The organism is Flavobacterium sp. N3904 (genome assembly GCF_025947305.1).
In the GTDB taxonomy this organism is placed as follows: domain Bacteria; phylum Bacteroidota; class Bacteroidia; order Flavobacteriales; family Flavobacteriaceae; genus Flavobacterium.
This window is the reverse complement of record NZ_CP110009.1, coordinates 2,735,441-2,759,643: the sequence shown is the minus strand read 5'-3', so window position 1 is coordinate 2,759,643 and position 24,203 is coordinate 2,735,441. Positions and strand designations below refer to the sequence as shown.

Here is a 24,203-nt window from a genome sequence, read left to right as displayed (position 1 = left end):
AGAAAATTAATTTTTCACTCTATACCAGTATTGCGTTCTTCCAAACAAAGAAACTCCAACAAAACCTCTCACTTTTAGTTTGTCTTTTCCGTCAAGGGCAATTAAACATTTGTATTCTTCCCCTTTTGAAGGATCCAATATTTTACCACCATTATATTCATCACCATCTTTCACAAGATCTTTAATGATTACCATGCCCAGAATTGGGGCATTTTTATTTTCACCTGAACATTTTGTACAAAGATTTTTTCTTTTTTCCGGATTTACGATATCAATAATCTTCCCGTATATTTTTCCTGATTTTTCATAAATTTCTACAATAGATTTTGCTTGCCCAGTTTCATCATCAATGGTTTTCCATTTACCTAAAACATTCTGGCTTTGGGCATTGAAAACCATAGCAAAAAACACAACTACACTAAATACGATACTTTTTTTCATTTTTCTTAAATTATTGTCTCACTTTTTTTATTATTCCCAAATACAAAAAGAATCTGCGTCTGGGTAATCTTTAACAAGAATACAAAATTTCATTTAAACAATGTCATTTATAACTAAACTTTAATACTGTGATTTTTTTTTCTTAGTTTATGAATTGTAGCATTCAATTCAAATCCCAGCAACAAAATCATACAGTTAATCCAGATATAAAACATCATGATCAACAGTGTTCCGATCGAACCGTATAATTCATTGTATTTTGAAAATCGCAATACCCAAATTCCGAAAAAATACGAGGATATAATAATAAGTATAGTTGTAAAAACAGACCCTATACTTATAAATGGAGGTTTATGTGATTGTTTTGTTCCGTAGCGCAATAATATGGAAGATGTTATTAATATCATTAGTATTACAAAAATATACCTTCCTAAAATAATTAACGGAATACGGTCACTTAATACGTCTTGAATCATTGTTTTTTGAATAAACACCTCAAAAACCACAATAATAGAAACAGTCAAAAGCAAAAGAATGGACAGCAATAACGAAATTCCTAAAGCAACGAAATATTGATTTAAAAAACCTCTTTTTTCCAAAACATGTCGAGAAGACTCAAAGCCTCCTAAGATTCCATTTATGCCATTGGCCATCAAGAAGATTGATAATAAAAAACCTGAAGACATTAATCCTGAGTGGCTATTATTGAGAATATCATTTATTATATTGGCTATTGCATCATAGGTATTTGGGGGAACCCCTTCCTTTACAAATTGAAGAAAATCATTCTGAAACCCTTCAATAGGGATAAACGGAATTAAATTTAAAATAAATAGTGCAAAAGGAAACAAGGCCATAAAAAAGCTAAAAGCTACTGCACTGGCATGATACGAAAAAGCCCCATCTATTATTCCTTCAAAATACAATTCTAACAAATCATAAAACGAAAAACCTCCCAATCCCGGCATCTTAATTTTTTTTAAGATATGCATCAAGTTTCTGACTACAGGAATTTTTTCGAGTTTAGCCTCAATTATCAAACTCATAGTATTAAATTGCTTTTAAACTTAAGTCCATATTGTAAACTGAATGAGTTAAAGCTCCCGATGAAATATAATTGACACCGCATTCTGCATATAATCTCATCGTATCTTCATTGATATTTCCTGAAGATTCGGTTTGACATTTGTCGCCAATCATCGCCACAGCTGTTCGTGTATCTTCGTAATTAAAATTATCAATCAAAATTCTATGTACACCATCGCTTTTTAAAATTTCTTCGATTTCAGCAAGGTTTCTCGCTTCAACAATGATTTTTAAGTCTAAATTATTTTCTTTTAGGTAAGCCTGTGTTTTGGCTATTGCCAATGTAATACCACCCGCAAAATCAATGTGATTGTCCTTTAGCATAACCATATCGTATAAAGCAAAACGATGGTTTTCGCCGCCCCCTATTTTTACAGCCCATTTCTCGGCCACACGAAATCCCGGAGTTGTTTTTCGGGTGTCTAAAATTTTTGTGTTGGTTCCTGCCAATAACTGCACAAAACTGTTAGTTTTGGTTGCAATGGCACTCATGCGCTGCATTGTGTTTAATACAACTCTTTCAGACTTTAAAATAGATTGCGAGCTACCAGAAACATGAAAAACTACATCTCCTTTTTTTACGGGAGTCCCATCTTCTATAAACGTTTCGATTTGCATAGTAGGATCTACATATTCAAAAATCATTTTTGCAAGAGTAACGCCGGCAATTATGCCATCTTCTTTTACCAATAACTTTGCTTTTCCATTTGCATTTGCTGGAATACAGGCCAATGAGCTATAATCTCCAGGTCCTACATCCTCTCTAATGGCATTGGCAATTAAGACATTCAATTCGTTTTGAAACTGTGCTTCGCTAATCATTTTTCTGCTCTTTAAATAAGATGCTAAAGTAGGATTTATTTTGTGTATTTAAAAGTAAGTAAGTTTTAAAAAATTAGAATTTCACATTAATTTATGACAAAACATACTTTCAATTACTAATTATTTATAAGAATCTGAATGAAACTATTTTATAAAAGAAAACCTGTAAGATTTTGAATTGCTTACAGGTTTGTTATTTATGTTTATAAATGTTTAAAAAACCAATTATTGAATCCCATTTTGGTCAATCATGTAAACCAAGGCAGCCATTGTTCCTGCACCAAGTTCCAGTTCTCTTTTGTCTATGGCATCAAATGTATCGTTTGCGGCATGATGGTAATCAAAATAACGTTGCGAGTCTGGCTTTAGACCTGCTTTTACAATTGTTTTAGATGTTAATGCTTCTATGTCTGAACCACTATGTCCTTTTACAAAACTGTGAATCAAATACGGTTCGAATACGTTTTTCCAACTCGAAATTTTAGCAAAATTGGCGTCATTACATTCTAATGAAAAACCTCTTGGTGTAAATCCTCCCGAATCACTTTCTAAAGCGAAAATATGGTTTTCTTTATTGGCCAATGATAATTCTTCGTATTTTTTTCCGCCTCTTGTTCCGTTTTCTTCGTTCATAAACAGCACCACACGAAGGGTATTTTTTGGCTTGTATTTTATGTTATTAAAAATATTCATCACTTCCATACTTTGTACCACTCCCGCTCCATCGTCATGCGAACCATCGGCTAAGTCCCAGGAATCAAGATGACCGCCTACCACCATAATATTTTCAGGATGTTCGGTTCCTTTTATTTCCCCAACAACATTATAGGACAAAACATCGTCCATTTTTTGACAGGATTGTTTAAAATAAAATTTCACGTTTGGATTGCTTTTTAGGGTCTTACTCAATAATTCGGCTGCATTGGTACTGATAGCAGCGGTTGGAATGAATTGTTCTTTTGGAATATCACCATAACTTTGCCCTCCAGTGTGCGGAAAATCATCCAATCTTAAATTCATCGAACGAACAATCGTTCCAACTGCCCCATATTTTGAAGCTGCAGCAGCTCCGCCATAGCGCTGATCTACTGCTCCAGAATAGGCATCAAACGTTTCAATATCAGCATTGTTCATTGGTCGGTTATAAAAAACAATTTTCCCTTTTATTTTATCAACACCTAATGTTTTCAATTCATCAAAACTATGTACTTCAATCACTTCGGCTGTAATGCCATTTTTTGGTGTGGAAATCGAACCGCCCAATGCGCAAATCGGTACTTTGATTTTAGTTTTATTGTCTTGAATATAAGCTGTTTCTTTTTCGCCACGTACCCATTTTGGCACCATAACTTCCTGCAAATACACTTTGTCAAAACCAAGTGTTTCCATTTGTTTTTTGGTATATTCAACTGCTCTTGCAGCTCCGTCTGAACCCGATAATCTAGACCCAATGTCATTGGAAAGATGATCCAACCAAGAATAGCATTTTGAATTGGTTAATGCCGAATTGTAAATTTCCTTAAAAACCTGTTCGTCTTTGGTTTGTGCAAAAAACGCAACAGAATTAAAAAGAAAAAGGGCCAAAAATAGGTTTGTTTTCATTTTGTTTGGTATAAAATTATTTGAGGTTTATTGGTGTTGCAATTTCGGCATTCTAAAGTAGAATCAAAATTAAAATCAAAAAAAAATCCCGCATACTTTTAAGATGCAGGATTTAATAAAATGAAAATTAAGATTATTTTATCGGTTCAAAACTAATAGCGGTTCCTCCACCAGGTGCCAAAACCAAATTTATTTTTGAGTTGCTTGTAACCTCAACCGTTCTTATTTTGTAAGCCATTGGATTGTTTTTCCAATCGGCATCTTTGGCATCTTCATATATTATGGCTTTGTATTTTTGCCCTTTGGTCAAGAAGTCTAATTTTATCTCCGATTTTCTGGCATTTTCGTCGGTAATTGCTCCAAGAAACCAAGATTCCTTACCTTTGGCTTTTCGAACAATTGTCAAATAATCTCCAGGTTCGGCTTCCAGGATTTTCGTATCATCCCAATCTAACGCTACATCCTTTATAAACTGAAAAGCATCCATGCGTTTTTCGTAATTCTCTGGTAAATCAGCAGCCATTTGCAACGGAGAATACATGGTCACGTACAATGCCAATTGTTTGGTTAGCGTAGTATGAACCTGTTCGGTTTTATTTTTATCATAATAGCTCATTTTTATTTCAAAAATTCCAGGAGTATAATCCATTGGTCCTCCAAGAAGTCTTGTAAACGGTAAAATGGTCTCATGATTTGGCGGATTTCCAGTACTCCAGGCATTAAATTCATTACCACGAGCGGCTTCGGCGGCAATGTAGTTTGGATAGGTACGGCTGTAACCCGTAAGTCTGGAAGATTCGTGTGAATTTACCATGATTTTATAATCGGCAGCACGTCTTACTACAAAGTTAAAATGGTTAACCATTGTTTGTCCGTCATGAAATTCTCCACGCGGAATAATTTTACCTACATACCCTGATTTTACAGCCGGATAGTCGTATTTTTTCATCAAGTCGAAAGCACGGTCCAAATGACGTTCGTAATTGGCAACAGAACCCGATGTTTCGTGGTGCATAATCATTTTTATGTTTTTTTCTTTGGCGTAAGCCGTAACTGCGGCAAGATCGAAATCAGGGTAAGGCGTTGTAAAATCAAATACTTCTTCTTTCCAGTTGCCATTCCAATCTTCCCAGCCTACGTTCCATCCTTCGACCAAAACACCGTCGAAACCATTTTTGGCAGCAAAATCAATATATCGTTTTGTGTTTTCGGTAGTGGCACCATGCTTTCCTGAAGCTACAGGCTTCTCTGCAAAATTTGAAGCGTTTTGTGAACCTGCATAATCCCAAGTCGATTTACCAACGTGCATTTCCCACCAAATTCCAACATATTTCATTGGTTTTATATACGACACATCATCCAGTTTGCAAGGTTCATTCAGATTCAAAATTAATTGTGAACCCACAATATCTCTGGCGTCATTACTAATCATAATCGTTCTCCAAGGAGATACGCAAGGTGTTTGCAAATAGGCTTTGTCACCAATTGCATTTGGAACCAATTGAGATGTTAACTTAAATTTCGTACCATCAACATTAAGATGCATCACTGGATAATTGACTACTGCAGCTTCAAAAATATTGATATATATTCCTGCGGCAGACTTCATCATCAATGGTGATTGCACCACATATTTTCCTGGAATCGATTTTACTCCAATACCATTATTAAGGTTTAATTTGGTGTTATCGATTTCTGAAAGTTTTGTTTCGTTATAAACATATTCATTACTATCGAAATCCCCAGGAATCCAAAATGTTTTATAATCCTCTGTCAAATTAAATTGAGAAACCTCATCAGAAATAATAAAATAATTCAGTTCTGTTTGTTTTGGAAAATCATATCTAAAAGCAACTCCTTCATTATAAACTTTAAAAATGATATTCATTTTTACGTTGGTTTCTTTTTGTTTTAAAGAAACCGTAAGCTCATTGTAGTTGTTTACAATATTGGCCTTTTCCCCAAGAACTGGTTTCCAGGATTCATTAAAAGTATCAGCTTTTGTAGAGATAATTTCAAAATTTGAATCTAAGGCAGGCTTATCTTTCAGCTTAATTCCCAAACTGCTTTGGAGAATTACCGGTTTTCCTTTGTAATTCACAGAATAGGAAGGCTGTCCATTGTTTACTAATTTAAAAGTGACCTCAAGGGCATTTGACGGTGATTTTACACTTTGCGCATGAAGTGCACTTAGGGCAAAAACGAGAATAATTGAAAAAAAATGTTTCATTTTGGTTATGTGTTAATGTATCTAGTAAAAATAAGCATTTAAATTAAAAAATTGCAATCAAAACGACACTACAACCTTGTAGTGAAATCGAAATCGTTTTCGATTTCAAGAAATAAGGACAAATACAATAAATAATATTCTAATAATCTAGAAAAGAACTTTTATTAATTACATTCTTCACACGCTTATTTATTTCGTCCTGATATTTTTGGATTTAGGTCCAATTCCATTTTCATTAAAAGCTTCAATCGAAAAATAATACTCTGTTCCCTTGTCCAGTCCTCTAAAATCATATGTATTACCTTCGTAAACCATTATGCTGTTGTATAATTTATCAGGAGCTATTCCGTAGTAAATAGTATAACCGACAACAGCAGGTTGTGTATCCCAGTAAATCATTGCATTCCTAGCATCTCCAGCATTTCGATTGACTTTAAAGCCAGTAACAGATTTTGGTTTTTCGGACAATCCATTTCCAAAAACACGGAAATCAGAAACGGCAAACAGTCCTGATGCGTTGTGGATATTTACCATTTTTACATAACGGGCTTCTATTGGTTTTTCCAATTCGAGATAATCGTGAGGAGTGTCTTTATCACTTTTGGATTTATCAACCACCAAAGTCCAATTTTGATTATCATCGGACATGAAAATTTGGTATTGATAATAAATATCCATCGCCTTGTTGTGTTGCGTGGCTTTATGATCTGCATAATTAATCTGTAAGGCATTAATTCTCATTTTTCTTCCTAAATCAATTTGCAACCATTCCCCCGCTTTATCTGTTTTTGCAGACCAATACGATTGAATATCTTCATCGGTTAAATTTTGGGCATTGTAACAGATTTTTTCAAATACTTTTTTGCCGCCTGTGTCCACTCTATGGGTCTCCACTTCCATACATTCTTCCGAAGAAGATACCGTTGCATTTTTTTTATACGAAAGCAACATCCATCCCGAGAAAGCTCCTTTGGTTTGATCCCGTTTGTCATTTGGCAACCAAGTTGGGAAATCCCCATAAGACGTAATCGAATACATAATATCGTCTTTGTCGAATCCAGCAGGAAACATATCAATACGGCGTTCAAAACGGTCTTTAACCGAAATCTTACAGGTTCCGGTATTCCAGTAATTGCCATAGTTGTCGGCAAAAGTATTTCCGTGCCCTGCCCCTATTACAAATCCTCCTGGTTTGTATGACATCGGATTGTGTTTTTGATATATAAAAGGTCCCAAAGGGCTGTTTCCAACATGTACACCATTGGCATAACCCTTAAATTCAGTTGCCGGAGCTCCATATTGCATGTAATATTTACCGTTGTGTTTGGTCATCCATGCCCCTTCAATAAAATCACCCCAAGGTGCTGGTTCCATATCATTATTTGGCCCGAAACGTTCCCATCCATGAGTCGCTGGGTCTAAACCGACAACTGCTTTTATTTCGCCGTAAGGACGCTGAATATCTTCAACTTCGGTTGCTGCATATAGCTTTTCGTAATCTGCCTGATTCCCTTTTGGCAACCACGTTTTATAATCTACCTCAACGCCACAAAGCGGCAATTTACCACTTGAACCATAATACATATATACTTTTTTGTCGTCATCCTGAAAAATGGCTGGATCCCAAGTAGGCAACATTGCAGTATTGACATGCCGAGTCCAGCGACCTGATTTTGGGTCGGCCGTTTTCCAGACCGGGTGATCTTTTTTCCAAGTCGAACCTACATAAAACAAAGTATCATTTACCACCCAGGCTGCGGGAGCACATTGGTCGTCATCACCAGGATTACGTTGAAAACTGCCGTAAACAAAATTCCAGTCCGATAAATCTTTGCTCCAAAAGAAACCGGCTTGATTGGTCGCAAAAAGGTAGTAATCGCCTTTGTAAGTAATAATTAAAGGATCGGCACTGGATCTACGAGAATCGGCAATTCCATTGTGGTTTTCTGTTGTATAATTGTACCCTATATTGATAGGATTACAATAGGTCGAGGCAGGTTTATTGGGGTCAAACCATTCTGTTTTAGATTGCGCCATACTGATCTGCTGCCCCAACAATAGCATAATTAGTGGCATTAAATATAGTTTTTGCATTCTTATTTTTTTTTTAATTATTTAATATTAACCGCAAGGTGTGCAAAGCTTTGCGCACCTTCGCGCTAATCAGTTCAAAGTATAATAATCATTGCTTTCTTTGCGGTTAAGTTCACTTCGGCCTTTAAAAAAAAGCCCTTCGTCTAACCAAAAACGAAGGGCAAACCAAACTAACTAACCAAGCTTAATTTACTAAATTAAAACTAACTTTATTTTCTGCATTTGAGTTTCCACCTACGAAAACTTCAAACTGCCCCGTTTCAGCAACAAATTGCAAGTCAGAATTATAAAATTTTAAATCTTCAATACTTATTTCGAATGTGACAGTTTGCTTTTCTCCCTTCTTGATTAGCACTTTCTGAAAACCTTTTAGCTCTCTCATTGGTCTGGTTACCGATCCCACAACATCTCTTATATACAATTGAACGGTTTCTTTTCCGTCATAATTTCCGATATTGGCAACATCAACAGTAATCGTTATTTTTTGGTGGAAATTCATTTTATCCGATGAAATTTTAAGGTTCGAATAATCAAAATTGGTATAACTCAAACCGAATCCAAAAGGATACAAAGGTTCATTTCTTTCGTCTATGTAATTGGATCTGAATTTTTCGAAATTCCCGTCTTTATTAGAAAGCGGTCTTCCAGTATTTTTATGAGCATAATATATAGGCACTTGACCAACACTTCTTGGAAAAGTGGATGTCAATTTTCCAGACGGAACTTCATCACCAAACAAAACATCCGAAATGGCGTAACCGGCTTCACTTCCTGGGAACCAAACATTCAAAATTGACGAAACCGTTTTACTTTCCTCAATAAGCACCAAAGGACGCCCTGTAAATAAAACCAAAACAACAGGTTTCCCGGTTTTGAGCAATTCATTTAATAAATCTTTTTGAGCCTGAGGAATTTCGAGATTGGTTCTACTGCTGCACTCACCACTCATTTCGGCCGATTCGCCAAGAGCTGCAATAATTACATCCGACTGACCGGCAATTTTTAAAGCTTCGGCGGTTAATTCGGCATTTGTTCTGTTGTCTCTGTGCAAAGTCTTTCCAAACATGGTCGCTTTTTCTTCGAATGCCGGGTCATAATCTAGATTGCTTCCTTTGGCATAAAGCACTTTTGCTTTTGTTCCAACAGCATCTTTGAGTCCCGCCAAAAGAGATATCGAGTTTTCCTGTTTGGTAGCAACACTCCAGGTTCCCGCCATATTTTCTTTAGCATCTGCCAAAGGACCAATTAAGGCAATAGTTCCTGATTTTTGTAACGGAAGAATATTTTTGTCGTTTTTTAACAACACTAAAGACTGAGCCGCTATTTTTCGTGCTTCGTCTCTGTTGGCTTTGGTAAAAATTTCGGTTTTCGCTCTATTGGTGTCACAATATTTATAAGGATCTTGGAACAAACCCAAATCATATTTTGCTTCCAAAATAAGTTGAACTGCTTTGTCGATTTGTTCTAAAGTCACCTTTTTTTCATCGTATGATTTTTTCAAAGTGGTCAGGAAACCTTCACCAACCATATCCATATCGATTCCTGCATTTAATGCCAGAGCCGAAACAGTTTGCAAATCGCCCATTCCGTGATCTACCATTTCATTTATTCCTGTAAAGTCGGTCACTACAAAACCTTTAAAACCCCACTGATTTCTCAAAACATCTGTCATCAGCCATTTATTTCCTGTAGCAGGAATCCCTTCGACCTCGTTGAACGAAGCCATTGCCGAACCAACTCCAGCATCGACAGCCGCTTTATAAGGCGGGAAATAGTCATTGTACATTCGTATTCGGCTCATGTCTACCGTATTGTAATCCCTTCCAGCTTCTGGTGCACCGTATAAAGCAAAATGCTTGACACAAGCCAATATGGTATTGTTTTTGGCAAGGTCGTTTCCCTGATAACCGGTTACCATTGCTTTTGCAATTTGGCTTCCCAGATAAGGATCTTCGCCGGAGCCCTCTGAAACTCTACCCCAGCGCGGGTCTCTTGACACATCTACCATAGGAGAAAAAGTCCAGTTGATCCCATCGGCACTGGATTCCTGTGCCGCAATTTGGGCACTTCTCTGTATCAATTGCATGTCCCAGGTACACGATAATCCGAGTGGAATTGGGAAGGTTGTCTCGTAGCCATGAATGACATCCATACCAAAAAGCAATGGTATTTGGAGTCGGCTTTTTTCGACAGCAACTCGCTGTACTTCTTTTATTTTTTGAACTGATTTTATATTAAATAATCCACCGACCTTACCTTCTTCGATTTTCTTTGCAACATCAGAGCTGTTGGCTTGGCCAGTGGTTATATCTCCCGAAGTAGGAAGGTTTAACTGTCCTATTTTTTCGTCCAGCGTCATTTTTGCCATTAACTCAGCCACAAACTCGGCTTTAGGTTTTAATGGCGCAGCTTTTTTGGTGTCTTTATTTTGGCTGTAGCCCAAAAAAGCAAAACTTATAAATAGTATTATTAGTTTGTTCTTCATTTTTTATCTATTTGAACTTTCCAATTTATATAAAGCATTTACTTCACTTGGAGTTAAAGCCGTTTTGTAAATTCTAAATTCGTCCAATAATCCTGCATAATCAGTTGCCCAACCTTCATCACCATGAGCAGTCGTAAGTGATGGTGTTGTACTAAATTGATTGGAACCAATTACCAATTGCGATAAATTTGGTGTTGCAAAAACTAATGCGCCATATAAAGGAGCAGCATTTGGATTGGCATTACTACCATCAGGTCCTCCTGGATTATCTCCATAAAGTACAGCATATCCGTTTTGATTTGTAAATGGACCGTATGGAGTTCCGTAAATACTATTCGTTCCAATTGCTCCATTTTTGTACACGGTATACTTGGCCGTCACATCATCATAGGTCAAAACAATATGAATCCAAGTGTCCAAAGAACCGTCAATATTGAATATTGGTCCTTGTCCACCCCAAGCCACTCTTTTATTTTCTATACCCATTTTTAAACGAAGTGTATTGGGTTTTGAATTGTCCACATTTTCTAAGAAAAGATTCAATCCACCCCAAAAACCAGCAGGATTTACCAAAGAGAATATCCCTTGAATTCCTTTACCTTGTCCTGGAGATCCTCCATCTGGAACAGTTTGTCCCGAATTCATCCAAAAACTGAAACTAAAACTACTCAACGCCCCAACAGCTGTTGCATTATTGTAAATAGCATAACGTTCTTGTGTATTTGATCCTTGATAAGCCTGTCCTTTTACACCTTCGGCATAAGCAACATTTGTCCCAATCCCTTTTAGTCCTCCTTTTGTATCATCAATAGTGTTATCAAAACTCCATTTTGCAATTAGATTATCAGCATTTACCTCATCCGATGTATTATAAGTTCCTATGGGTGGATAAGGAAGCGGTTCATTGGAATCTAAATTGTCTGAACAACCAACAAATAGCTGCAAAGCAACAGCCATAACTAGCACTATCATTTTTATATTTTTCATATTTTTTTAGTTTTAAAGAATATTAATTTTTCTATTTTATTAGAACCCATATTTTCCGGAATGAAAACCCAGAGCAATCAAACCTTGTTTTACCTCGGGAGCATCCATAAATAATTGCCACAACAAACCGGTACGATAATTTTCAAGCATGACCACTTCTGGCCCCTGGTCTATCGCAAGATATCGAGGTGCTGTCCAATTATAATGTTGACTGTGGGCATCATAAAATCCTGCCACGCCCCAAGTGTCTTTCTTAAAATTCTCATATAAATTGCGCATCAGCGCTTTCGATTCAGTTGGAGTATATACTATAGAACTTATGGCTGCAGTAGGCGAAATAATGCCTTTGTCATTGCTGGGCATGTGTGCATCGTATCCTATTGAACCATCATCATTTCGAGAATAAGAGGCTGTTAATCCCCAATAATTATTGCCATACCCTTTGAACTTTTTAGGATTTGCCACGCAGTACAAATAATCAATTTTTGTTTGATTTACATTTACATCCCAGTAATTGGCGTATTGATCTGACAACTGATTTGGATCTAAACCCAAATACGAATAATGTGACCAAAACAATGGTCCTCCAAATTCCTCAGCACCATTGTGTTTTAGAATCAACGGAATATTGTATTTGGTTTTGGCCGAAACAATAGCACCACTCCTAGCCCAGCCTTCGTGATAGGCAATTGGGTTTATAGGGTGTGTTGTCGATGATGCGGCCATGATATAAGTTATTAGACATTCGTTGTATCCCTCAATAGGAAAGTTCTTTTGCCACTCATAATTGGGAGACCAATGCCAATACAACACATTTTTGTTGTTGGTGTACCATTGCCAATTGACTCCTTTCCAAAGGATATCGTATTTTTGCGCTACTTCTTTTTCGGCAGCTGTTCCGTTTTTCAGGTATTCCCGAACGGTTATCATTCCAGCTACCAAAAAGGAAGTTTCGACCAAATCCCCTCCATTATCAAATGTTCCAAAAGGAATTACTTTGCCAGTATTACCGTCAATCCAATGCGACCAGGCACCGTGAAATCGATCTGCTGTAGCCAAAAAACCAGCAATTTTATTTAATCTTTCCGTGCCTTGCTCTCTAGTAATATACCCTCGTGACATTCCCGAAACCAGAGCCATTAAACCAAAACCAGAACCTCCAGTTGTAACAATATTAGCCTCAAAAGAAGGGTCATTTGGAAAATAACGCTCTCTTGCCATTCCCGAATTGACATGTGCATAGTTCCAGAAATAGGCAAAGGTTTGTTTTTGCACCACGTCCATAAGTTCCTCATCTGTTAATTTTGTAACTGGTGGAGTTACCGGTGGAGTTATTGGCGGGTCTACAATAGGACTTGCTCCAGAAGAATCACATCCCAGAAAAGTAAACAGAACAACTAATGTTAAATACTTTATCATTTTTTATTTTATAAAATTGAAAACAAAGCCGTTTAATTTATAACTAAACCACTCTTTCTAGCATTGAACTTTGAAAAAGTTAAATCAAACGGCGTTGCAATACAACTGGATTTAATATCCAGGATTCTGCACCGTTTTCCCATTGGCCTGATTGATGAATTTTTGAGGAATTGGAAACAATTCGTTCTTTCCATCCACAAAAGTTTTACCATCGAGAGCCATTGCTGCTTTTGCTTGTCCAGTTCGCACCAAATCAAACCATCTATCATGTTCAAAAGCTAACTCGTGTCTTCTTTCTGCCCAGATAGCATTTCTCAAAGGAACTTGACCAACCGCTGTAGTATTGGGCAAACCTGCTCTGTTTCTCACTTTGTTTAGCGGTCCGGTAACATCTCCAGAACCTATTTCGTTTGCTGCTTCGGCTTGCATTAATAAAACTTCGGCATAACGCAAGACACGTATATTTTTTGTGGTTTCCCAATCTCCGCCATTAAAAGTTTCTTTGGTTTGGCTCACATACGCTTTTTCATTATACATCGGATTTTCAACAAGAGGCGATACAACTCTACCGTCCCACATGGTTTCCCCTGCAAAAATTATGGTTGCATCTTTTCGAACATCACCCGCTTCATAGGAATTGGCTAAAACCACGCTTGGTGTATTGAAACCCCAGCCCCAGCCACTATTTCCACGTGCGCCTTGAGTCACCATGTAACCCTCTACTCCTTTTGATGGATTGCCACCATTTCCTCTAATTTCAAAAATGGATTCATTACAATCTTCACCCACTTCTCTCCAAAGCGAAGCATAATCCGGAAATAAATCATAGCCCGTAACCAATGCACATTGACTTAAAACACCTTGCCAATTTTTTTGATATAAATATACTTTTGCTAATAATGCATGAGCAGCACCTTTGGTAGCTCTGCCTAGATTAGAAGCAGCGTATCCTCCTTTTTCGGGTAATACAGCAATGGCAGCCAATAAATCACTTTCTATGAAGGCATATACATCTTCTCGTGATCTGCTTGTAAGCGTCATATCGGTATCGGCTGTTGATGATGGAACAGGAACATGATCTACAATCGGTACTCCGCCAAAACAACGAACCAAATTAAAATACATTAATGCTCTAAGAAATTTGGCCTCACCTGTTAATCTAGCCTTAAGATTTGCGTCGGCTTTATCTAATTTTGGTAAGTACAAAAGAGCAATATTGGCTCTACTTATTCCTTGATAATTCCCTTCAAAAACATCCTGAACGGATTGAGAACCTGAATCTAATGTTAAAGCATCGCATTTATCTTTATCTGAACCAGTATCACTTGGAGACGAGCCTTTGTCTGCATCATCAGACGAAATACTGGATAATCCGTTCCAAGAAAAGGAACTTATATTCCAACTCAGTTCTTTATTATAAACAGCCGTTACAAAACTTTCTGCTCCTTCATTGTTATTGTAAATTGATAGCAAATCTGCTTCGGCAATATTTTCTGTAGGGGCAACATCTATAAAGTCGTTTGAACAACTATTACTAAAAATCAGGAATGTTGCCAGTGCTAATGGTCTATATATTTTTTTCATAATCAATTAAAATTTTAAATTAACACCAAAAAGGTAAGAACTGATTGCAGGATAAGCATTAAGCTCTATTCCTTGTGTTCCCATAGGATCTCCATCATTATTTAATTCAGGAGTATAACCCGAGAATTTTTGAGTTATAAAAGGATTTGTAGCTGTTAGATAAAATCGAACAGAAGTGCTACTATTTAATAATTTGTCTAAAGTATAGCCCAACGTGATGTTATTTATTCTAAAATAATCCCCAGATTCTAAGTAATAATTAGAAGAAATTGGCACCGCATTAAAAGGAGTTGGATTAGGTGCACCTGTATTGGTTGGTGTCCAAAAATCGGAGGCAACGGAGGCTTCAATATTTTCGTTACCAAAACGTTGTGCTTTTTTACCATTATAAACTACATTTCCTCCAACGCCATAACCATCTACAGAGAAGTCGATATTTTTGTATTGAAGACCTAAGTTTATTCCGTAATAATAAGTCGGTAAAGACGAGCCAAAAAACTTTCTGTCCGCTTCTACCGGCGCTGAAGTGATATTGTGATTTGCATCATAATACGTAAAATTTCCTGCCGCATCATACCCTGCAACTTCATATAAATAAAAGCTTCCCAAAGGCTCACCTTCTGATAATAATTTAGTGTATTGCCCATTATCAATATTTCCACCTTGCTGCTTGATAGCCAAAGGATTGTAAATATTAGAAACTTCATTTTTATTATTCGAATAATTACCACCTACCCAATATTTAAGATTGTCAGTAATATTATCTTCCCAGCGCAAAGCTATTTCAAACCCTTTATTTGTGATTTCTCCGGCATGAGCAGGTGTACTTCCTGTACCTACGGTAAGAGGCGGTGTAACATTTAGAATCACATTAGAAGTGATTTTATTATACCAATCAAAAGTACCTGACAATCTGTTATCCAGAAATTTCACATCCAAACCAACAGAAGTTTCTTCAGTAATTTCCCAACCCAAAGTAGGATCAACAAAAGCGCCAATAGTTGTTCCTGAATAAAGCGATCCGCCAAAATCATAACTATAACCTGCACCCGATACAAAAGTCTGATCGTTAATAGGAACGTTTTGATTTCCCACTTTTCCCCAACCACCACGAAGTTTTAAAAAACTGATAGTTTTGCTGTCTTTCAAGAATTCTTCCTCAGAAATAATCCAACCAACACTAAATGCTGGGAAAGTTCCCCATTGATAGCCTGTTTGAAATTGCGAAGAACCATCTCTACGAAGTGTACCCGTAAAAAGGTATCTGTCCATTAATTTATATTGTAACCTTCCAAAATAACCTATTAAGTCTTTCTGGTTACTCATTTCGGTACTACCTACATTAAAGCTAGGAGAAGAAGATAATTTTAAACTCCAATAGTTTGAATTTTCAGGAACGTTTCTACCATTGGTAGTCATTTTTCCTATGCTTCCCCACTCTTGGGCAGACATACCCACCATTACCTCTACATCATGTATGTCGGCAAATTTCTTTGAAAAGGTAAAGAAATTATCAAAATTCCAGTTGAAGTAATTACTTGTTGTATTGGCCAATTCATTTATAGGCAAACTAGAAGGATAAGCGGCTTCTGTTCTTGAAGGATCAGCGAGCAGCCACAGATTTCTGGAAGGAGTATAAATAAATGATCTAAAATTATTATACTCAACACCAACACTTGAATTGAATTTTAGAAAATCAAGAATTTGATAATCTAGACCCAAACTTCCCTGCAATAGCATACTGTTTTGTTTCTCGGTGTAATATTCCAACTGAGCAACAGGATTTCCAACATTATTGAAAAAAGATCCCGTAGTAGAAGCCTGACCATCAGCCCCAACAATTGGCCATCCCCATTGTCCGTTTGGATATTTCACCGGAACTATAGGAGATTGCTTGTAGGCTGCCGTAAAAGCCGACAATGGTTTTGGATCTGAATTGGTATTGGCAATACTCAACGTTTGGGTTATTTTTAACTTATCCGAAACTTTAAAATCATTGTTGTTTCTAATCGTAAATCTTTGATAGTCCAATCCATTTAGAATTCCCTGTTCGGTATAATTATTAATACTCAATAAATAATTAATTTTTTCGGTACTTCCTGACAGCGAAACATTATTGGATGAATAATTTCCAGTTCGTGTAATTTCATCATACCAATTGGTGTTATACAACTGATCTGTAGAAAATGTGGGGTTCTGCAATGCCACATCAGAATAATAAGCATAATGATTTGCAGCGGCCATTTTTACTTTCTTCAAAGTAGTCTTTACACCATAAAATCCATCATACGTAATTGTAGTTTTATCTCCCTTACCTCTTTTTGTACTAATAATTACAACACCATTTGCAGCCTGGTTACCATAAATTCCAGAAGCAGAAGCATCTTTTATGACCTCAAGTGTAGCAATGTCGTTGGGATTTAAATTAGAAATATTTTTGGTAGGAATACCATCTACAACATACAATGGCGTTCTGTCAGCACCAAATGTTCCGATACCTCTAATTATAAGTGAAGGTGAACTTCCTGGTACATCAGTTCCGATAACTTGAGCCCCAGCAGCATTTCCTTGAATGGATTGCGTCACATTGGCCACTTTTGCTTTTGTAATAGTAGCTCCAGATACATTTGAAATCGCTCCTGTAATATCCGCTTTTTTACGGGTACCATAACCAATAACGACAATCTCTTTTAATTCATTTTCTTTTGAATCTTTTAAAATGACATTCATTGGTTCTGAAGTTGCTGCCAATGAAACAGCATCAAAACCCAACATACTAATGTTTAATACCTCACCTACTTTGGCTTTGATACTAAATTGTCCGTCAAAATCGGTTTCTGCAGAAATATTGGAAACCGTAGCCACAACTATAGCTCCTGGAATTCCAATTCCTTTACTATCGATTACTTTTCCTTTTATTTCTTGTCCAGACATATAGGCTGGAAGAAGAATTAGTGCTAAAAAGCTAAATACAAAATTTCTCATATATTAATGATTTGTTAAATTCAATGAAGCTAAATTAGCCAATTACAACGTTGTAGTACGCAATATTGAGCTACTACATAACTACATCATCATAATAATAGAGTAAGATATATCAATGAATTGAACAAAAAATTAGTGTAAAAAAGAAAGTCAAAACTACAGTATGATGTAGTAATGATGTATTGGAATTATGTAATAATTTAAGATAAAATAACATAATTCGAAATAAAAAGAAGGAATATTATAAATTTAATAAAAATTTAGAAAGGCTTTCTTCTTGCAAAAGGTTCAACTTTTTTCTCAGTCTATATCGATGCAATTCGACTCCTCTGAATGAAATATTCATCATAGGCGCAATTTCTTTCGAAGAAAGATTCATTTTTAAGTAAATACAAAGCTTAATATCCTTTGACGTTAAGGCAGGATATTTTTTGGAGAGACTGTTTATAAATTCATTATTGATTTGATTCAGATTGGTTTCAAAAGTTTCCCATTCATGCTTGTTGACTGCATTAATTTTTATGGCTTTTCTAATCTCGCTTTTAAGCTTATTAAAATCGGTTTCAGAATCCAAAATCCTTTGAATATTCTCAATCATTTCGCTTTGTTTTGCTATTGAAAGCGATTTGCCGGCCACCTCAGAAGCCTTGGTTTGCAAATTTAATTCCAAAATATGTTTTTCATATTCCTGGCTGTTCAATTCATTTTCGGCTTTGAGTTCCATTTCTAAAATCTCTTTTTGGTGTTTCAGCTCTTCCTCTTGTAAAGCCAACTTTTGAAGATATCGCATTTTGTTCCATTTGTAATATAAAAAGAAGAAAAAAACAATAACAACAAGATATAATGCAATCATCCAAAAAGAAAAATACCAGGGCTTATTGACGCTAAATTCAAAACTAACAGCCTGTTTATAATGCAACCCATCATGATAATAAAAACTAATTTCATGGGATCCACTTTTCAAATTATTCAAAACCACAGTTCCATTTTCAACAGGAATCAAATCCTTAAGATCATCAAGTTTGTAAAACAAATTGGGCTTTGATATTCCATAAATTCCTGAAATAATGTTAATTCTAATTTCGGAATTGTATTTTATTTTGGAATGGTTTTGAACTAAAACGTCATTGTTAAAAGCCTCCACTTTCAAAATATTCTTGTGTTTGTTTTCAAACTTTAGTTGGAGTGAAATAAATCCATCGTCCAGGTTCAATAAATAGTGGTCTCCAGATTTAAAAATTCTCAAATTATCATTTATAATTTTGCCTTTATAATATTTCTCCTGAATGGCATTCCATACAAAATTATTTTTATTGGCGTAAATATGATATAAAAGCCCGTTTTGGTATACCAAAAAATGGTTTTCATCTATAGAAACGATGTCTGAAATGTTCTTGAAATTGGCATTAAACAATGCATTTTTTTCTAATTTTTCAGTTATTGAATTATAAGTATACCAAGTGTTGTCAATCAAGAAAAGGATATCATTTCGAAATTCAAAAATTTTTACACCAAAATCATTTGAAATTTTATTGAGATTAGTGATGTTATATACTTTTTGGGTTTCATTTTTTTCGTTGAGTATAATTCGATACAATCCTCTATAATTATCTGCAGCCCAAATTTCATTTTTAGTATTCTGGGCGACTTGTTTTATTGGTTTTAAAAGCCCATCTATAACCTTATAAATCGATAAATCGTTAGGATCTGTATACAACACTATTCCGCTATATGTTGCTTGCAAATAGCTGTTATTTGCATTGCTTTTTGTTAAATTCCAACCGCCATTTATATTATTTAACTTAGAAAAAACACCATTCTTATACAGTAAATTTCCTTCGTTGTGTCCAATAAGATAACTGTTGTTTATTTTACTGATATTCCATGCTTGCCCTTGGGTGTTGGGAATCAATGAAAAAGTATTGTTTGCGTATTTAAAAACACCATGGTTAGAAGCCATTATATAACCATTATCAGCAGCAGCAACTGAATAAACAGAACCTAGAGTCCCCGAATTATCATAGAAAATTGTAATGTTCGAATTTACCTCAACAAACGCGATTCCATTATCAAGCCCTAACCACAAATTATTCTCCCTGTCTTGGTTAATTGTCAATACCGAATTATTCTCTAGAACGTTATTGCGATTAATATCTATAAAAGTATTATCCTTTAGATTATATACATAAGCGCCTTTACTTGCGGTTCCAATAACAAGCTTATTGTTTTTTATAAACTGTGCATCGTTTATTATGGCTGTTTTTAAGGTTTCATTCAATGGAGAATTCCAAGGCTTGAGGACTCCTTTTTGTGCTATAAAAACACCGTTTTTTTGAGTGAAAACAAAAGTTTTATCTTCAAATTTTTCGATAGAATGGATTACTTTTTTTTCTAAAACACTCCACCCCTTTATGGGAATAAAACGTGAACCAACCATTTTATAAACCCCTTTTTCGACCGTTGCTATCAAAAGCTGGTTGTCAATTACAAAACAATAGGATATAAGATATGGAAGTTTCAGTTTCTTGATTTTTGTACCATCATAAACAAAAATTTCATTGAAAGATTGAAAATAAATTTTGGAATTAAATTTAAAAATTTTCCAAATTTCTTCATTTTCTTTACCATTAAAAACGCTCTCTGAATTTGATATAGAAACGTATTTCATTACTCCATCCTTTCGATACCAATAACCAAATTCTTTATAAGAACCTGAATAAATACGATCGCCTTCAACCATAATTGAACGGATGATAGTTTTATTGGGCAACATGTTTTTTTCCCATTTAACGCCATCATAGCGCAATAAATAATGGTTATTGGCAAAATACATCGCGTTATCTTTTCCTTGAGCCAGACTCCAAATTTGATTATCTCCCTGATAATTGGATTTGCTGTAATTTTCAACAAACGGCAACAATCCTTGCCCTAACGAATTGAATGAAATAAAACAAAATAGAATTAAACTAAAGACATTATTTTTCATATGGAGCTGCAAATTACTTTTAAAAAGAAACAGGGAATTATATTTATATTTCGAACTTTTTTTTTAAAAATTCGAATCCAAAATAAAACGATTAACCCTCAAATATAAACACATTTATTGAATTTACTGCATAAAAAAAAGCCTCTGAATACAGAAGCTTTTTAAAAAATAAAATTAAATTTTAACTCAATAACAATTCATAGACCTGATTTGCTATTTCAATCTCTTCATTGGTAGGGATAACCAAAATTTTTGTTTTTGATTCAGGTGTATTTATTTCTCTCATTTCTTTGGAACGAACTTCATTTTTGGAATGATCCAATTCCAATCCGAAATATTCCATATCGGTACACACCAATTTTCTGATGTAGGATGAATTTTCTCCAATTCCTGCCGTAAAAACGATAGCATCCAAACCATTTAAAGCTGCAGAATACGAACCTATAAATTTCTTAATTCGATAAGCATTCATTGCCAATGCCAATTGACAATCTACATTGCCTTTTTCGGCATTTGCTTCTATGTCTCTTAAATCACTATATCCTGTAAGACCAAGCATTCCGCTTTGTTTTTGCAATAAAGTATTTACTTCATCTACAGTATATCCTAAAGTTTTTACCAGATAAAAAATGACTGATTGATCGATATCTCCAGAACGAGTTCCCATAATCAAACCATTCATTGGACCAAATCCGAGTGTGGTATCGATGCTTTTCCCGTCTTTTATAGCGGTCATACTACAACCATTTCCTAGATGTATTGTAATAATATTTGAAGTTTTATTTACCGAATTGGCTTGCAAAAATTGAATAGCATTTTCCGAAACATATTTATGACTGGTTCCATGAAAACCGTAAACACGAACTTTATTTTCTGTCAAAAGATAATTTGGAATTGCATATTTATGAGCAACTACGGGAATTGTTTGATGAAAAGCAGTATCAAAAACAGCAACCTGTTTTGCATTGGCAAAAATTTCTTCGGCAACAATTATACCTTCAAAATTTGCCGGATTATGCAATGGCGCTAATTCGAAAAGATGTTTAATTTCATTTTTTACATCATCATTTATAACAACAGTATTAGAGAAAGTACTTCCACCATGAACCACACGATGTCCAACAGCTTCAACTTCCTTAGTGCTTTTTATAACACCTACTTGCTCATCCATCAATAATTGAGCAATTTTCTGCAATCCTATTTTATGATTGGCAATAGGCAATGATTCTTCAATTTTTACTAAATTGGTAACATAACTCAAGTTTGAAGTTTCCAAACCAATTCTATCAATCATTCCGCTGCAAATTACTTCATTGGAAGGCATATCAATCATTTGATATTTAATAGAGGAACTCCCGGAATTTATTATTACTATTTTCATATTATAGTCCTTGTGCTTGAATTGCCGTAATCACGACGGTGTTAATAATATCATCTACTGTGCAACCTCGACTTAAATCGTTTACTGGTTTATTCAAACCTTGTAACATTGGTCCGATGGCTAATGCTCCTGTTTCTCTTTGCACTGCTTTGTAAGTGTTATTTCCTGTATTTAAATCAGGAAAAATCAAAACACTTGCATGACCCGCTACTTCAGAATTTGGCATTTTGCTTTGTCCAACTTCTAAATCTACGGCTGCATCATATTGTATTGGTCCTTCAATTTTAAGATCCGGACGTTTATGTTTTACTATTTCGGTAGCTGCTCTCACTTTATCTACTTCATCTCCTTTTCCAGATGAACCCGATGAATAGGAAAGCATCGCAATTTTGGGCTCTATTCCAAAAGCAATACTGGAATCGGCTGATGAAATTGCGATTTCGGCCAATTGCTCTGCAGTTGGATTTGGGTTGATCGCACAATCACCAAAAATAGAAACACGGTCTTCCAAACACATAAAAAATATAGAGGATACTACCGAAGAATTTGGTTTGGTTTTAATGAACTGCAATGCAGGCAAAATAGTGTGCTGTGTAGTGTGCGCCGCTCCAGAAACCATTCCGTCAGCATGTCCTTTATAGACCATCATAGTACCAAAATACGAAACGTCTTCCAGTAAATCTTTGGCCATTCCGAGTGTTACATTTTTAGCCTTACGCAATTCATAATACGTATTTACATAATCATCATAATTTTCAGATTCTTTTGGATTAATAATAGGCACTTTCGAAAAGTCAAAATCCAAACCTAACTCGGCAACTTTATTTTCAATTTGTTTTTTATTCCCAATAATCGAAATATCAACCACATCCATCGCTTGTAGACGCGCTGCAGCTATAATAATTCTTTCATCATTTCCTTCCGGCAAAACAATATGTTTTCTATGCTCTTTGGCTCTTTTAACCAAGTTGTACTGAAACATTTTTGGAGTCATGCCTTCTGCTTCAAAAGCATTGAATTTATTGGTTAATGCATCCAAATCTACATATTTGTCGAAAGTATTAATGGAAGTCTCAATTTTCTGCAAATTACCAGCATAAATTTTAGATTTAATATTTCCAATCTTATTGGCAATATGATAGGTTCCGCCTTCAACAGTAATGATTGGCACAACGGTAGAAAGACCTTCTATCAGCTTTAAAATACTTTCTTCCGGTATGATATTACCTGTCAAAACTATACCCGAAACCGATGGATAATTTGCAGATTCGTTGGCTTGTAATGCTCCAAGAATTATATCGGCTCTATCGCCAGGCGTAATGATAAGTCCATTTTCTTTTAGATGCAACAAATAGTTACACAACTGCATTGCTCCAATACTGTAACTCCCGCTTTGATTATTTAAATATTCATGTCCAAATAAAATTTTGGCATCCAAAACTTCAACAATTTCTTGAATTGTAGGATTATGCAAGCTAGAAATTAATGGAATTGAATTTATTACTATTGATTTTGGCAAACTTTTTTGAAGACTTGAAGTTACCAAATCCAAATTTTCCGGTTGCACTTTATTGGCTATTACTGCCAATACTTCTACCTCCTTCACTTTAAATGAATTATAGGCCAAATTTAGATTATCGACCAATTCATCCAACGTTTTTCCTTCTCCAGAACCTACAATTATCGTTGGTATCCCAAGATTTTTTGCGATAAGTACGTTCATATCCAGCTCGATTACCGTGCCTTCGCCCGAAAAACTAGTACCTTCAACCAGAACAAAGTCAAAACGCTCTTCTAATTTTTTGTATTTTTCAATAATGAGATCGACAACCTCACCCAGTTTTCCTTTATTTTTTTTCTTGATTAACTTACTTTTGGTAATAGCATAAGCATCGTCATAATCGATATCTAAATCAAAATGAGAAATAACCATTTCGATGTGAGTATCTTTTTTTCCTTCCTCATAATCTTCTATTATTGGCCTGAAATAACCAACTTTGGCTGTTCTTCCCAAAAGTGTTCTCATCAACCCTAAAGTAATTATCGTTTTACCGCAATTTTCTTCTATAGTTGCAATATATATAGCTTTATTCATACTTAA

At 35.4% G+C, this 24,203-nt stretch carries 14 protein-coding genes; all 14 read right to left on the bottom strand.

All coding sequences use genetic code 11. From position 1 onward, the window contains the following. Positions 1-6: 6 nt before the first annotated feature. Positions 7-441, bottom strand: coding sequence for a DUF2147 domain-containing protein (locus tag OLM57_RS11715; RefSeq protein ID WP_264563880.1), 435 nt, complete (start codon positions 439-441; stop codon positions 7-9). Positions 442-554: 113 nt separating this feature from the next. Further along, positions 555-1,487, bottom strand: a complete 933-nt coding sequence (locus OLM57_RS11710; RefSeq protein WP_264563879.1) for a YihY/virulence factor BrkB family protein — start codon at positions 1,485-1,487, stop codon at positions 555-557. A gap of 4 nt (positions 1,488-1,491) precedes the next feature. Continuing rightward, a complete protein-coding gene (nadC, locus tag OLM57_RS11705) occupies positions 1,492-2,349 on the bottom strand; it encodes a carboxylating nicotinate-nucleotide diphosphorylase (RefSeq protein ID WP_264563878.1) in 858 nt (285 codons plus the stop codon). Positions 2,350-2,574: 225 nt separating this feature from the next. Continuing rightward, positions 2,575-3,951: a M28 family peptidase gene (locus OLM57_RS11700; RefSeq protein WP_264563877.1), complete on the bottom strand. Its 1,377-nt coding sequence runs from the start codon at positions 3,949-3,951 to the stop codon at positions 2,575-2,577. A gap of 133 nt (positions 3,952-4,084) precedes the next feature. Beyond that, positions 4,085-6,181 carry a glycoside hydrolase family 97 protein gene (locus tag OLM57_RS11695; RefSeq protein ID WP_264563876.1) on the bottom strand — a complete coding sequence of 699 codons (2,097 nt, stop codon included), beginning with the start codon at positions 6,179-6,181 and terminating at the stop codon, positions 4,085-4,087. 189 nt (positions 6,182-6,370) lie between these two features. After that, positions 6,371-8,275, bottom strand: coding sequence for a discoidin domain-containing protein (locus tag OLM57_RS11690; protein WP_264563875.1), 1,905 nt, complete (start codon positions 8,273-8,275; stop codon positions 6,371-6,373). 184 nt (positions 8,276-8,459) lie between these two features. Next, on the bottom strand, positions 8,460-10,760 hold the full coding sequence (gene bglX / locus OLM57_RS11685; RefSeq protein WP_264563874.1) for a beta-glucosidase BglX: 2,301 nt from the start codon (positions 10,758-10,760) through the stop codon (positions 8,460-8,462). A 3-nt stretch (positions 10,761-10,763) separates the two neighbouring features. Beyond that, on the bottom strand, positions 10,764-11,747 hold the full coding sequence (locus OLM57_RS11680; RefSeq protein ID WP_264563873.1) for a LamG domain-containing protein: 984 nt from the start codon (positions 11,745-11,747) through the stop codon (positions 10,764-10,766). A 39-nt stretch (positions 11,748-11,786) separates the two neighbouring features. Further along, positions 11,787-13,166: a glucoamylase family protein gene (locus tag OLM57_RS11675; RefSeq protein ID WP_264563872.1), complete on the bottom strand. Its 1,380-nt coding sequence runs from the start codon at positions 13,164-13,166 to the stop codon at positions 11,787-11,789. Positions 13,167-13,277: 111 nt separating this feature from the next. Next, the gene (locus OLM57_RS11670; protein WP_264563871.1) at positions 13,278-14,750 is read right to left on the bottom strand and encodes a RagB/SusD family nutrient uptake outer membrane protein; all 1,473 of its coding nucleotides are present in this window, start codon (positions 14,748-14,750) and stop codon (positions 13,278-13,280) included. A gap of 6 nt (positions 14,751-14,756) precedes the next feature. Then, positions 14,757-17,735, bottom strand: a complete 2,979-nt coding sequence (locus tag OLM57_RS11665; RefSeq protein WP_264563870.1) for a SusC/RagA family TonB-linked outer membrane protein — start codon at positions 17,733-17,735, stop codon at positions 14,757-14,759. Between the two features lie 241 nt (positions 17,736-17,976). After that, positions 17,977-20,721, bottom strand: coding sequence for a histidine kinase (locus OLM57_RS11660; RefSeq protein WP_264563869.1), 2,745 nt, complete (start codon positions 20,719-20,721; stop codon positions 17,977-17,979). 181 nt (positions 20,722-20,902) lie between these two features. After that, entirely contained in the window at positions 20,903-22,102 is a 1,200-nt protein-coding gene (locus OLM57_RS11655; RefSeq protein ID WP_264563868.1) for an acetate/propionate family kinase, read from the bottom strand. Position 22,103: 1 nt separating this feature from the next. Next, a complete protein-coding gene (gene pta / locus OLM57_RS11650) occupies positions 22,104-24,197 on the bottom strand; it encodes a phosphate acetyltransferase (RefSeq protein WP_264563867.1) in 2,094 nt (697 codons plus the stop codon). Positions 24,198-24,203 lie beyond the last annotated feature (6 nt).